Genomic DNA, 12600 nt, shown 5'->3' with positions numbered 1-12600 from the left:
TGGTCAGCGCGGCGACGCGGCCTGTCGCTGCGCGGCGATGAAGGCCCGGTACCAGTCGAAGCTCGCCCGCGGCGTGCGGGTCCGCTCCGGGGAGTCGAAGTCGACCTCGACCAGGCCGAAGCGCTGGTGGTAGCCCTCCGCCCACTCGAAGTTGTCCAGCAGCGACCAGGTGAAGTAGCCGCGCACGTCCACCCCTTGGTCCATCGCGTCGCGTACCGCCGCGATGTGCCCGGCCAGGTAGGCGATGCGCGCCGGGTCGTCCGGCCCGGCGGGCTGGGAGCAGCCGTTCTCGGTGATCCAGACCGGCGGGAGTGCCGCGCCGTAGCGCTGCTTCAGTCCCACCAGCAGCTCGGTCAGCCCGTCCGGCACGACCGGCCAGTCGAACGCGGTGCGCTCGTAGGCCTCCTGCGGCTCCACCAGGTCGAAGGGCAGACCCGCGCCCTCGCTGGGAGCGCTGATCCAGGTGGGGTTGTAGTAGTTGATCCCCAGCCCGTCCAGCGGCGCGCCGACGATCTCCATGTCGCCGTCCCTGACCACGCCGCCCCAGCTCGGACCGTCCACCCCGAACGCCGACAGGTCCGGGTAACGCCCCAGCAGCAGCGGGTCGTTGAAGAGCCGGTTGTGCAGCGCGTCGTACACCTCCGCCGCCGCGAGGTCCTCGGCCCGGCCTGCCGTGCGCACCGGGCTGCAGTTGTTGGCGATCAGCACCTCGGCACCCGGCACCGCCGCACGCAGCGCGGCGACCGCGAGGCCGTGGCCGAGCAGTTGGTGGTGCGCCACCGGCACCGCGTCGAGCAGCAGCGCCCGCCCGGGAGCGTGGACGCCGAAGGCGTAGCCGAAAGCCATGTGCACGAAGGGCTCATTCAGCGTGATCCACCGCCGGACGCGGTCGCCCAGCCGTTCCGCGACGACCGCCGCGTACTCGCCGAAGCGGTACGCGGTGTCACGGGCGAGCCAGCCGCCGCCGTCCTCCAGTGCCTGCGGGAGGTCCCAGTGGAAGAGGGTGGGCGTCGGCGTGACGCCCGCTTCGAGCAGGGCGTCGACGAGGCGGTCGTAGAAGTCGAGCCCGCGCGGCTCGACCTTCCCCTCACCCGCGGGCAGCACGCGCGGCCAGGAGAGCGAGAAGCGGTAGGCGTCCAGCCCCAACTGCCGCATCAGCGCGACATCCTCGGGAAACCGGTGGTAGTGGTCGCAGGCGATGTCGCCCGTGTGCCCGTCGCGCACCGCGCCCGGTCGGCGGACGAAGGCGTCCCAGATCGACCGGCCCTTTCCGTCCTCCTCGGCGGCGCCCTCGATCTGGTACGCGGCGGTCGAGGCACCCCAGACGAAGGAGGCGGGGAACCTCGGCTCCTGGGAAGTCGGCGGGGTCGGCGACATGCGGATCACACCCTCACGAGCGAGCACAGGCGGGAACATGGAGACGCAAGAACATGAGAAACACTCATATTAGAGACTCGCCAAGCGTACACTCGATCAGGCAGAGTGAGGCCATGCACGTTCCCGCGTCCTCCGCAGGCATCGTCCGCCGTCGGCCCGTGCAACGGCGCAGCCAGGAACGCTTCGACCGGATCCTGGACGCCACCGCACGGCTGCTCGACGAGGTCGGCTACACCGCGCTGACCACCAAGGAGGTCGCCCGCCGCGCGGAGGTCCCGATCGGGACGCTGTACCAGTTCTTCCCCGGCGTCGACGGGCTGCTGGGCGCGCTGGCGGAGCGCAATCTCGAACACTTCATGGACCGTCTCACCCGGCGAATGGAGGCCGAGCGGCCCTCCGACATCGCCACCCTGGTCGACCTCGCGGTCGAGGAGTACGTCGCCATGCACCGCGCCGTCCCCGGTTTCGGCGTAGTGGACTTCGGCGCGGTCGGCCGCGAGGACAGCCAGAGCGTCCACCTGCTCGACGCGGTCCTGGAGAACAACGCCGCCGTCGCGGACCGCCTCTGGCTCCTCCTCGGCGACCTGATCGGCGGCGCGGACCGAGCGGCCGCGAGGGTCTCGCTCCACGTCGCACTGGAGTGCGCGGACGCGGTCCTCCGGCTGGCGTTCCGCAGCGATCCCGAAGGCGACCCGGTGCTGATCGCGGAGTGCAAGCGCCTCTTGCGGGGCTACCTCGCGTCGACGGACTGAGCAGCCCTGGGCACAAGGGGCGTTGCGCGCGCCCCCGCGTAGTGCAACTGCCCCTGCTCAGTACCACTGCGTAGTGCAACTACCTGATCTGCGGCATCACTTCGTCCGTGAAGAGCCGGAGGCTCTCCCACCCCGCCTCGACCGGCATGCCCCCGCACAGCGGATGCAGCATCAGCGTCCCCATCGCCCCTTCCTCCGCCGCAGCCGCGACACACTGCTCGGGCGTCAGGCAGCAGTACACGCCCTCGGCCCGGAGTTGATCCACCGTCAGCGCCTTGGTGGAGACCGCCGAGCGGATGTCCGCCGTCTGCCAGGACGCGTACGTCCGGGCCTCGTGGAGGAAGTGCTCGCCGTAGCGGGCCCAGGCGCGGTCCGGGTCGTCGGTGCAGTGGAGCATCCGCGTGCGTTCCGGCGGCAGCAGCACGAAGCCGCCGTCCCAGCCGGCGCCAGCGGCCAACGCGTCGTAGTACTCGACCAGTTCGGGCAGGTGGGCGGCCGTGAAGAGCGGCAGCCGCAGGCGCACCGCGCGGCGGACGGCCGCCTTGGAGGAGCCGCCGACGATCAGCGGCGGGTGCGGCGCGGTCAACGGCGGCGGCGTGAGCCGCACCCTGCGGCCCCGGTGCTCGAACTCCTCGCCGGACCAGGCCGCAAGCAGCGTCTCCAGCACCTCGTCCTGGATCCGGCCGCGCTCCTTCCACTCGACGCCCATCAGCGCGTACTCGGCCGGCCGGTAGCCGATCCCCGCGACGGTGGTGACCCGCCCGTCGCCGAGATGGTCCAGCACGGTGAGCTCCTCGGCCAGCCGCAGCGGGTCGTAGAGCGGGGTGATCAGCGCGCAGAGCATCATCGGGATCCGGCTGGTCGCCCCCGCGATCGCCGCCGCCGTCGTGATGGGCGCGGGGCTCCAGCCGTCGTCGACACCGTGGTGCTCCTCCAGCGTGATCAGGTCGAAGCCGTGCGCCTCCGCATGGACGGCCATCTCGACGGTGGCGCGGTAGCGGGCGGCAACGTCCTTGCGGTCCAGGCCGGGGGCGACCTGGTTGAAGCGCAGCGTGGTGACGGTCACTGGCCTGGTCCCTTCCGAGCACCGCAAACTGACGGATAGTCAGCTCAGCTATGCGAGATGGGTACCACCGGCCGCGTGAGAGAACAAGAGAAATCACCACTCACAGACGGGGCACCCAGCGCACCCCCGAGAGGGCGTCCTCGACCGACTGCACCTGGCGCACCAGAAGGTTGAGCCGAGCGCCCTCCTCGGCATACGCGCGCAACCGCTCCTCGATGGCATGCGGCTCGAAGTGGTCGGCGAGCTCCACCCGCGCGCGCGAGTACGCGGACCTCGCGGCCTGCAGCGAGCCTTCGGCGAGGTAGCGCACGTCGCGGGCGAGCATCAGCGGGTGCTTGTAGAGCACGTGGTACCGCCGCCACTCCCCGGGGGCCTGGTCGTAAAAGCCACCTCCTGGCGGATTCCTCCCAGCCGGGACTGCCGGGTGGCTGGACGCGTTCTGGCCAGCCGGGAGGGACAGGGGAGGTGTTCACTCCTCCAGTATAGGAACATATTTTCGAATACGACGCGCCCACGTGCGCAATGTGACCGGGCATGCTCAAGGCCGACTACTGTGCGTATACGGATGGATACGTAGCATCGAGCAGAGGAATCCCATGACTTCAATGTCCCGCACGGCAAAGTCCCGCACGGCTCTGAAGCACACCCTTCGGCTCTCCGCCGCCCTCGCGTTCGTCACGGCGACGACCAGCGCGTTCTCCCCCGCAAGTGCCATCACCCACGTCTCGCACCGCAGTTGCGCGGTGGTTGTGAGCAAGGCGGGTTCCGCCGGGCACCGCTCCCACATCATCAAGACCGTGTGCGCCGAGAGCCCGGACGCGAAGGCGCTCCGGGCCGTCCGCTCCGGCAACACGCTGCTGGTCACCTTCTGGGAGGACGCCAACTTCGGCGGCCTCCAGACCAGCATCTACGGCGCCAGCGGCCCCTGCGACTCCTCCGGCTACACCTTCAACGACACCAGCGGGGCGAACGGCCTGGTCAACGGGATCTCCTCGTACCGCGTCTACAACAGCTGCAACCTCTCGGCCATCTGGACCGAGAGCGGTCAGAACGGCTACGGCAGCGGCAACCGCCGCGGCGACGTGTCCTACGTCGGCGACCAGTGGAACGACAGCGTCAACTCGATGAAGGTCTGGAACGGCTGACGTTCCGTCCACCGAACGGGGACTGAGCCGGGCACGCCGCACCCGGCTCAGCCGGAGCGGTCAGAGACCGGCATTGCCCAGTCGGCGTTCGATCGCGTCCAGCCGCTGGACCAGCTTGTCGAGAACCGCCGTCGTCGCCGAAGCGGCCGAGGCCGCCGACGCGCGCGACTGGGCGAAGCCCGCGAGCGCCGAGCTGATCGACCTGCGGACCCCCGCCGCGTCGAGGCCCGCCTGCTGAAGCACCCGACCCGCCCCGCTCCCAGGGTCGGCAAGCAGCCCCAACAGCAGGTGCTCGCAACCGATGTAGTTGTGCCCGAGGTCGATCGACGCTTCCAGCGCCGCGCCGATCGCGCTTCGGGCCGACAGGGTCAGCCCCGACCAGAAGCCGCCCTCGCTGCCATCGGTCGGCGCGGTGGGCGCGGTCGGTGCGGCCGTCGGCATCGGCTCCGCCACGGTGCTCGTCAGCGCCGCCTCGCGCAGTTCGTCGACGTCCTCGTCGAGGGCTTGGAGCAGTCGCACCGCAAGGTTGTCGTGCTCGTCGATCACGCCGACCAGCAGCGACCCGGTGCCCACCGGCTGCCCGGCCGCGGCCTCGCGGCCGAGCTCGATGGACCTGCGCAGGCGGTCGGTCATCCGGTTGGCCAGCCGGGTGGCGAACTCCGGCCGGGCGTCGGGGTCGAAGTCCGGGTTGCGCAGCGCCGCGATCCCCTTGCGCGCGACCGTCACCACCTGCACGGCGTCAGCCAGCGCCTTCTGGCAGACAGCCGACACGGGGATCTCGGCGGCCTTCACGGCGGCGGCGAGCTCGTCGGGCAGATAGACGTTGATCTTGGGCATGGCATACCTCCGACGGAGAGTCCCTCATCTCTAACCCCATCTAGGGTTACAGGCAGGGTTATATCCGTCAATGGCCTGTCGTCAACGGCCTGTCGGAGAACCAGGAAAACGCAGAGCGGCCCCGCTCCCCCGGAAGGGAGCGGGGCCGCTCGGAGCAGCAGCGCGTGATTACTTGATCAGCGAGCGCAGCACGTACTGCAGGATGCCACCGTTGCGGTAGTAGTCCGCCTCGCCGGGGGTGTCGATCCGGACCTTGGCGTCGAAGGAGACGCCGCTGTCCGTGGTGACCTTGACGGTCTTCGGGGTGCGGCCCTCGTTCAGCTCGGTCACGCCCGCGAAGGAGAAGGTCTCCTCGCCGGTCAGGCCGAGGGAGTCGGCCGTCTGGCCCTCCGGGAACTGCAGCGGCAGGACGCCCATGCCGATCAGGTTGGAGCGGTGGATGCGCTCGTAGGACTCGGCGATGACGGCCTTGACGCCGAGCAGCGCGGTGCCCTTGGCCGCCCAGTCGCGGGACGAGCCGGAGCCGTACTCCTTGCCGGCCAGGACGACCAGCGGGGTGCCGGCGTTCTGGTAGTTCTGCGAGGCGTCGTAGATGAACGACACCGGGCCGTCAACCTGCGTGAAGTCGCGGGTGTAGCCACCCTCGGTACCCGGCGCGATCTGGTTGCGCAGACGGATGTTGGCGAAGGTGCCGCGGATCATGACCTCGTGGTTGCCACGGCGCGAGCCGTAGGAGTTGAAGTCACGCTTCTCGACGCCGTGGGCCTTGAGGTACTCGGCGGCCGGGGTGCCGTCCTTGATGTTGCCGGCCGGGGAGATGTGGTCGGTGGTGACCGAGTCGCCCAGCTTGGCCAGGACGCGGGCACCGGAGATGTCGGTGACCGGAGCCGGCTCGTGCGCCATGCCCTCGAAGTACGGGGGCTTGCGGACGTAGGTGGACTCGGCGTCCCACTCGAAGGTGTTGCCGGTCGGCACCTGCAGGGACTGCCAGCGGTGGTCGCCCGCGAAGACGTCCGCGTAGTCCTTGGTGAACATGGCCTGGTCGATCGAGCTCGCGACGACGTCCGCGACCTCCTGCTCGGTCGGCCAGATGTCGTGCAGGTAGACCGGGTTGCCGTCGGCGTCGGCGCCCAGCGCGTCACGCGTGATGTCGACGTTCATGTTGCCCGCGATGGCGTAGGCGACCACCAGCGGCGGCGAGGCCAGGTAGTTCATCTTGACGTCGGGGTTGATCCGGCCCTCGAAGTTGCGGTTGCCGGAGAGGACCGAGACGACGGCCAGGTCGTGCTCGTTGACGGTCTTCGAGACCTCCTCGGGCAGCGGGCCCGAGTTGCCGATGCAGGTCACGCAGCCGTAGCCGACCAGGTTGAAGCCCAGCTTCTCCATGTACGGGAGGAGACCGGCCTTCTCGTAGTAGTCCATGACGACCTTGGAGCCCGGCGCCAGCGTGGTCTTGACCCACGGCTTGACGGTCAGGCCCTTCTCCACGGCCTTCTTGGCCAACAGGGCGGCGCCCAGCATGACCGAGGGGTTGGAGGTGTTGGTGCAGGAGGTGATCGAGGCGATCACGACCGCGCCGTTGTCGATCTCGTAGGTCGTGCCGTCGGGGGCGGTGACCGGAGAGGGGTTGTGGATGCCGTTGGAAGAGGCCGGGGAGTCGGAGGCCGGGAAGGACTCCTCGCCCGACTCGTCCGAGGTGGAGATGTAGTCACGCACGGCGGAGCGGAACTTGGTGGCGGCCTCGGCCAGGACCACGCGGTCCTGCGGGCGCTTCGGGCCGGCGATCGACGGAACGACGGTGGCCAGGTCCAGCTCCAGGTACTCGGAGTAGACCGGCTCCTGCGCCGGGTCGTGCCAGAGGCCCTGCGTCTTGGCGTAGGCCTCGACCAGCGCCAGCTGCTGCTCACTGCGGCCGGTCAGGCGCAGGTAGTTGATGGTCTCGCCGTCGATCGGGAAGATCGCGCAGGTCGAGCCGAACTCCGGCGACATGTTGCCGAGGGTGGCGCGGTTGGCCAGCGGCACGGCGCCGACACCGTCACCGTAGAACTCGACGAACTTGCCGACGACGCCGTGCTTGCGCAGCATCTCGGTGATGGTCAGCACCAGGTCGGTGGCGGTGGCGCCGTCCGGCAGCGCGCCGGTGAGCTTGAAGCCGACCACGCGCGGGATCAGCATGGAGACCGGCTGGCCCAGCATGGCCGCCTCGGCCTCGATGCCGCCGACGCCCCAGCCCAGCACGCCCAGGCCGTTGACCATGGTGGTGTGCGAGTCGGTGCCGACACAGGTGTCGGGGTAGGCCTGGCCGTTGCGGACCATGACGGTGCGGGCCAGGTACTCGATGTTGACCTGGTGCACGATGCCGGTGCCCGGCGGGACGACCTTGAACTCGTCGAACGCGCCCTGACCCCAGCGCAGGAACTGGTAGCGCTCCTTGTTGCGGCCGTACTCGATCTCGACGTTCTGGGTGAACGCGTCCTTGGTGCCGAACTTGTCGGCGATGACCGAGTGGTCGATGACCATCTCGGCGGGGGCCAGCGGGTTGATCCGGGACGGGTCGCCGCCGAGCTCCTTGACGGCCTCACGCATGGTGGCGAGGTCGACGACACAGGGCACGCCGGTGAAGTCCTGCATGATCACACGGGCGGGGGTGAACTGGATCTCCTCGCTGGGCTCCGCGGACGGGTCCCAGCCGGCGAGCGCCCGGATGTGGTCGGCGGTGATGTTCGCGCCGTCCTCGGTGCGGAGCAGGTTCTCCAGCAGGACCTTCAGGCTGTAGGGAAGGCGCGCGGCGCCCTCGACCTTGTCGAGCTTGAAGATCTCGTACGACTCGTCGCCCACCTGCAGCGCGCTGCGGGCGTCGAAGCTGTTCGCGGACACGACTTCTCCCTGTGTTCTGGGTCTATCGACAAGCACGGATGCGCGGCGGCGTTGACGAGGCGCGGGTGGTTCCGAGCGCGCTGCTCACGCGATCAGGGTCGAGTGTAGCGGCAGATATCTTGATGTCGAGATACCACCCTAGTACACGCCGTGGAATGGTGCGAAACCAAGGGCCGAACGATTGGTTCAGGTGGCCCACAGCGGTTGCGGCTCGGCAGCGGCGGCCTGGAAAGCAGTCCAGTTCATACACGCTGATCCACTGCATCGGCACGGCGGCAACGCTAGCGCCGCAAGGCACCGGAGTCGCGTGACCCCGGCGCCCGGCAGGTACCGCCTCAGCCGATCAGCACCGGCGCGTTCGCATCCTCCGCGGCGTCGCTCGTCGCCTCCGCACCAGCCGCGTCCGGCGCGTGCGTGGAGCGCTTGGGGAGGGCGGTGATCAGGAGGGTGACGACGGCCAGCGCGCCGACCATCCAGAGCATCGCGTGGCCGAAGGCGTGGACGACGGTGGTGCCGGTGAATGCGACCGAGGTCAGGGCCAGGCCGAAGGCGTTGCCGAGCTGGTTGGTGGTGTTGATCAGGCCGGACGCGGAGCCCGCGTGTTCGCGCGGGACCTCGGAGAGGACAGCGTCCGTCAGCGGGGAGAAGATCATGCCCATCCCGGCGCCCATCACCAGCAGCGGGAGGGCCATCTGCCAGGAGTGGACCGCGTGGCCGTAGCGGTAGGCCTCGCCGATGTAGAGCAGTGCGCCCGTCGCCGTGATCAGCGCGCCGCCCTGCAGCACCCGGCGACTGCCGACGCGGGGCACCAGCAACTGGACCGAGAGTCCCGCCGTGGCCGAGCACGCGACCGTGAACGGCAGGCCGGTCAGCCCGGCGTGCAGCGGGCTCCAGCCGAGGCCGATCTGCATGTAGAGGGTCCAGACCAGGAAGAAGATGCCGCACGCCGCACCGAAGACCAATTGCACGCCGACCCCGGCCGCAAAGCTCTTGGCTCGGAAGAGCGTCAGCTCGACCAGCGGCGAGCCGTCCTTGGCGGTCTTGCGCCGCTCGTAGCGGACGAAGCCGCCGAGCACTGCCACCCCGCCCGCCATCAGCAGGTAGCCCCAGACCGGCCAGCCCAGCTCACGTCCCTGGACCAGCGGGTAGACCACGAGCAGCAATCCGACCGTCGCCAGCGCCACGCCGACCAGGTCCAGCCGCAGCGCCTGCGGGGCCTTGGACTCGTCGATGAACCGGCGGCCCAGCACCAACCCGGCTATCCCGAAGGGCAGGTTGATCAGGAAGATCGGCCGCCACTCCAGCCCGAACAGGTTCCCCTGCGTCAGCACTGCGCCCAGCAGCGGTCCGGTGACGGCCGCCAGGCCGATGATCGCGCCGAACATTCCGAAGACCTTGCCGCGCTCCTCGCCGGTGAACGTCGCGTGGATGATCGACAGCACCTGAGGCACCATCAGCGCCGCCGTGACGCCCTGCAGCATCCGCGTCGCGACCAGCATCTCCGGGTTGACCGCGAGCCCGCAGAGCAGCGACGCGGCGGTGAAGCCGGCCGTGCCCAGCAGGAAGACCCGCTTGCGCCCGTAGATGTCGCCGAGCCGCCCGCCGGTGATCAGCCCGACCGCGAAGGCGAGGGCATAGCCCGCGGTGATCCACTGGATCGCGCTGAAGCCCGCACCCGTGTCCCGTTCGATGCTCGGAATCGCGACGTTGACGATCGTCGCATCCACCAGGTCCATGAAGCTGGCCGTCATCACGACAGCCAATGCGAGCCACCGCCTGCGGTCCGTACTACTACTCATCGGGCTCTCCCGCCGCTCTCTCGTTGACGGGACCTACGCTAGGAGCGATATAGGACAGGTCTTGTCCTAGTGGACGCCGAATCTGGAAAGCATGATGGACACCTCCGCACGGCTGTTGAACCTCCTCTCCCTGCTGCAGACGCCCCGGGAGTGGCCCGGCAGCGAGCTCGCCGAGCGGCTCCAGGTGACGACCCGGACCATCCGGCGGGACGTCGACCGGCTGCGTGAGCTCGGGTACCCCGTCGAGGCGACGCTCGGCGCGGTGGGCGGGTACCGGCTGGTGGCCGGAAAGGCGTTGCCGCCCTTGCTGCTGGACGACGAGGAGGCGGTCGCGATCGCCGTCGGCCTACGCGCGGCGGCCGGGAGCGCCGTGGGCGGGATCGAGGACGCGTCGCTGCGCGCCCTGACCAAGCTGGAGCAGGTGCTGCCGTCACGACTGCGCTACCGGGTCGGGGCGTTGGGGTCGGCGGTGGTGACGATGACGGGCGGCGGCCCGCGCGTCGAGCCGTCCGTGCTGACGGTGCTGGCGGGCGCGATCAGCAACCACGAGCGGGTCCGCTTCGCCTACCGCGCCGCGGACCGCACGGAGACACGACGGCACGTCGAGCCGCAGCGCCTGGTCGCCACCGGGCGCCGCTGGTACCTGGTCGCCTGGGACCTGGAGCGCGACGACTGGCGGATGTTCCGCGTCGACCGCCTGGACGCGCCGCAGGCGACCGGCGCCCGCGCGACCCCGCGCGAGCTCCCGGCGTCCGACGCGGCGGCGTTCGTCAAACAGAAGCTGCGCGATCTTCACCAGGGGGCGAGCGCGGTGGTGCTCGTGGACGCCCCGGCCGAGGCGTTGCGCAACCGGCTCGGTCCGCTGGGCGAGGTCGAGGACCTGGGCGACGGCCGCTCCCGCTGGCGCTTGGACGCCGACCGCCTCGACTGGACGGCCGTCCGCCTGCTCATGCTCGACCTGCCGTTCCGGGTCGAGTCGCCCCCGGCGCTGGTCGAGCAGATCCGCCTGCTGGGCACGCGGGCGCAGCAGGCGCTCGGCTGAGGCCCGGGGGGGAGACGGGCCAGGACGGACCAGGACGGCTCCGGACGAATCAGGGACGAATCAGTCGCCCAGCGTGGCGACCATCACGGCCTTGATGGTGTGCAGGCGGTTCTCCGCCTGGTCGAAGACGATGGCGTGCTTGGACTCGAACAGCTCGTCCGTGCACTCGAGTTCGGACATGCCCGTGGCCGCGTGCATCTCGCGGCCGACCGCCGTGCCGAGGTCGTGGAAGGCAGGGAGGCAGTGGAGGAACTTGGCGTCCGGGTTGCCGGTGGCGCGGATGGTGTCCATGGAGACCTGATAGGGCGTCAGCAGTGCGATCCGCTCGGCCCAGACCTCCTTGGGCTCGCCCATGGAGACCCAGACGTCGGTGTAGAGGAAGTCCGCCCCGGCCACGCCGGCGGCCACGTCGTCGGTGAGGGTGATCCGCGCGCCGCTGTCGTCGGCCAGGCGGCGGGCCTCGGCCTGGACCTCGTCGGTCGGCCAGAGCTGCCTGGGCGCGACGATGCGGATGTTCATGCCCAGCAGCGCACCGGTGACCAGCAGCGAGTTGCCCATGTTGTTGCGCGCGTCGCCGAGGTAGGCGAGGGCCACCTCGCCGAGCGGCTTGTCGCAGTGCTCCCGGATGGTGAGCATGTCGGCCAGCATCTGGGTCGGGTGCCACTCGTCGGTCAGACCGTTCCAGACCGGGACGCCCGAGTAGGCAGCCAACTCCTCGACGATCTCCTGACCGTGGCCTCGGTACTCGATCCCGTCGAACATCCGGCCGAGCACCCGGGCACTGTCCTTGACCGACTCCTTCGCTCCCAGGTGGGAGCCGCTGGGGTCGAGGTAGACGGCGTTGGCACCCTGGTCGGCAGCGGCCACCTCGAAGGCGCAGCGGGTGCGGGTCGAGGACTTCTCGAAGATCAGCGCGACGTTCTTCCCGCGCAGCCGCGGCTGCTCCGTCCCCGCGTACTTGGCCGCCTTGAGCTGGGCCGACAGGTCGAGCAGGAAGCGGAACTCCTCGGCGGTGAAGTCCAGCTCCTTGAGGAAGTGCCGGTTGCGCAGGTTGAAGGCCATGCCGGGCTCCAGAGCTTGTACGGGGACGCTACCCAGGAAGCATATACGACGAGCCGAATGATTATGCATGAGTTGGCTCGGTTGTGCGTGCTTCAGTCCGAGCTCTTCAACCCTCAGCCCGAGCTCCTCAACCCAAGCTTCATCTCCAGTTCGGCGAAGCTCGGATCGCGCGAGTACGGCATGGTGTCCCCGGTCAACGTGAAGCCCCGGCGCTCGTAGTAGCACCGGGCACGCGGGTTGGCCTCGTGCACGTGGAGCCGCATCTCGGGCACCCCGGCCTCGTCCCGTGCCCAGGCCAGGCAGGCGTCCAGCAGCGCGTCGGTCACCCCGGGCGCCCGACCGCGGTGGGCCGGGTCGACCCAGACGCCGTAGGGCGGCAGCTCACCGGGATCGGCGACGGGGAGGTAGGAGTTCATGGTGCCCACCCACTCCCCCGTCGCCGCGACCACCGCCGCGTAGCCGGTGTTGCCCGGCTGGGTGCTGCGCCCGGCCCGGAAGCGCCACTTGTCCTCGCCCAGGGTCAGCGCGGTCTCGTGCGTCTCGATGTACGCCATGGGCGTGTCCTTGGTCATCCGCAGCCGGATGTCGCGGACGCGCTCCCAGTCCGCCGGCTGGACGCGGTCGATGCGGTAGGTCATGTGCA

The 12600-nt window shown here is 69.8% G+C and carries 11 protein-coding genes; 3 read left to right on the top strand and 8 right to left on the bottom strand.

What is annotated here, in order from left to right; all coding sequences use genetic code 11:
• Positions 1-3 precede the first annotated feature (3 nt).
• Entirely contained in the window at positions 4-1377 is a 1374-nt protein-coding gene (locus ABH940_RS09855; RefSeq protein ID WP_370068549.1) for a GH1 family beta-glucosidase, read from the bottom strand.
• Between the two features lie 113 nt (positions 1378-1490).
• On the opposite strand from ABH940_RS09855, the gene ABH940_RS09850 reads away from it, so the two are divergent.
• Positions 1491-2129, top strand: a complete 639-nt coding sequence (locus ABH940_RS09850) for a TetR/AcrR family transcriptional regulator (protein WP_370068547.1) — start codon at positions 1491-1493, stop codon at positions 2127-2129.
• A 79-nt stretch (positions 2130-2208) separates the two neighbouring features.
• Here the strand turns inward: ABH940_RS09850 and ABH940_RS09845 are convergent, their stop codons facing one another.
• On the bottom strand, positions 2209-3195 hold the full coding sequence (locus ABH940_RS09845) for an LLM class flavin-dependent oxidoreductase (protein ID WP_370068545.1): 987 nt from the start codon (positions 3193-3195) through the stop codon (positions 2209-2211).
• Positions 3196-3295: 100 nt separating this feature from the next.
• Positions 3296-3541, bottom strand: coding sequence for a hypothetical protein (locus ABH940_RS09840; protein ID WP_370068543.1), 246 nt, complete (start codon positions 3539-3541; stop codon positions 3296-3298).
• Between the two features lie 259 nt (positions 3542-3800).
• Between ABH940_RS09840 and ABH940_RS09835 the strand changes: the two genes are divergently transcribed.
• Complete coding sequence (locus ABH940_RS09835) at positions 3801-4340, top strand: hypothetical protein (protein ID WP_370068541.1); 540 nt, start codon at positions 3801-3803, stop codon at positions 4338-4340.
• Between the two features lie 60 nt (positions 4341-4400).
• On the opposite strand, the gene ABH940_RS09830 is transcribed toward ABH940_RS09835, so the two are convergent.
• The 3 genes from ABH940_RS09830 to ABH940_RS09820 all read right to left on the bottom strand — a co-directional run bounded on the left by ABH940_RS09830 (position 4401) and on the right by ABH940_RS09820 (position 9853).
• The gene (locus ABH940_RS09830) at positions 4401-5177 is read right to left on the bottom strand and encodes a Clp protease N-terminal domain-containing protein (protein WP_370068539.1); all 777 of its coding nucleotides are present in this window, start codon (positions 5175-5177) and stop codon (positions 4401-4403) included.
• A 168-nt stretch (positions 5178-5345) separates the two neighbouring features.
• Complete coding sequence (gene acnA, locus ABH940_RS09825; protein ID WP_370068536.1) at positions 5346-8054, bottom strand: aconitate hydratase AcnA; 2709 nt, start codon at positions 8052-8054, stop codon at positions 5346-5348.
• Between the two features lie 335 nt (positions 8055-8389).
• Positions 8390-9853: an MFS transporter gene (locus ABH940_RS09820; protein WP_370105071.1), complete on the bottom strand. Its 1464-nt coding sequence runs from the start codon at positions 9851-9853 to the stop codon at positions 8390-8392.
• A 91-nt stretch (positions 9854-9944) separates the two neighbouring features.
• Here ABH940_RS09820 and ABH940_RS09815 point away from each other — a divergent pair, with 91 nt between their 5' ends.
• Positions 9945-10895, top strand: coding sequence for a helix-turn-helix transcriptional regulator (locus ABH940_RS09815; protein WP_370068532.1), 951 nt, complete (start codon positions 9945-9947; stop codon positions 10893-10895).
• A 60-nt stretch (positions 10896-10955) separates the two neighbouring features.
• Here ABH940_RS09815 and argF read toward each other — a convergent pair whose 3' ends face one another.
• Together argF and ABH940_RS09805 are read right to left on the bottom strand one after the other, a co-directional pair.
• On the bottom strand, positions 10956-11957 hold the full coding sequence (argF, locus tag ABH940_RS09810) for an ornithine carbamoyltransferase (RefSeq protein WP_370068530.1): 1002 nt from the start codon (positions 11955-11957) through the stop codon (positions 10956-10958).
• A gap of 113 nt (positions 11958-12070) precedes the next feature.
• The gene (locus tag ABH940_RS09805; protein WP_370068528.1) at positions 12071-12595 is read right to left on the bottom strand and encodes a GNAT family N-acetyltransferase; all 525 of its coding nucleotides are present in this window, start codon (positions 12593-12595) and stop codon (positions 12071-12073) included.
• Positions 12596-12600: the final 5 nt, after the last annotated feature.

The sequence above is a fragment of the Streptacidiphilus sp. BW17 genome (assembly GCF_041262485.1).
In the GTDB taxonomy this organism is placed as follows: domain Bacteria; phylum Actinomycetota; class Actinomycetes; order Streptomycetales; family Streptomycetaceae; genus Streptacidiphilus.
Note: the sequence above shows the minus strand (reverse complement) of the source record. Positions and strands in the feature narration are given on the sequence as shown.

What these genes read in the sequence shown, in the direction of transcription:
- ABH940_RS09855 (WP_370068549.1), bottom strand. Translation starts at nt 1,377, where the DNA reads ATGTCGCCGACCCCGCCGACTTCCCAGGAGCCGAGGTTCCCCGCCTCC.
- ABH940_RS09850 (WP_370068547.1), top strand. Translation starts at nt 1,491, where the DNA reads ATGCACGTTCCCGCGTCCTCCGCAGGCATCGTCCGCCGTCGGCCCGTG.
- ABH940_RS09835 (WP_370068541.1), top strand. Translation starts at nt 3,801, where the DNA reads ATGTCCCGCACGGCAAAGTCCCGCACGGCTCTGAAGCACACCCTTCGG.
- ABH940_RS09830 (WP_370068539.1), bottom strand. Translation starts at nt 5,177, where the DNA reads ATGCCCAAGATCAACGTCTATCTGCCCGACGAGCTCGCCGCCGCCGTG.
- ABH940_RS09820 (WP_370105071.1), bottom strand. Translation starts at nt 9,853, where the DNA reads ATGAGTAGTAGTACGGACCGCAGGCGGTGGCTCGCATTGGCTGTCGTG.
- ABH940_RS09815 (WP_370068532.1), top strand. Translation starts at nt 9,945, where the DNA reads ATGATGGACACCTCCGCACGGCTGTTGAACCTCCTCTCCCTGCTGCAG.
- argF (WP_370068530.1), bottom strand. Translation starts at nt 11,957, where the DNA reads ATGGCCTTCAACCTGCGCAACCGGCACTTCCTCAAGGAGCTGGACTTC.
- ABH940_RS09805 (WP_370068528.1), bottom strand. Translation starts at nt 12,595, where the DNA reads ATGACCTACCGCATCGACCGCGTCCAGCCGGCGGACTGGGAGCGCGTC.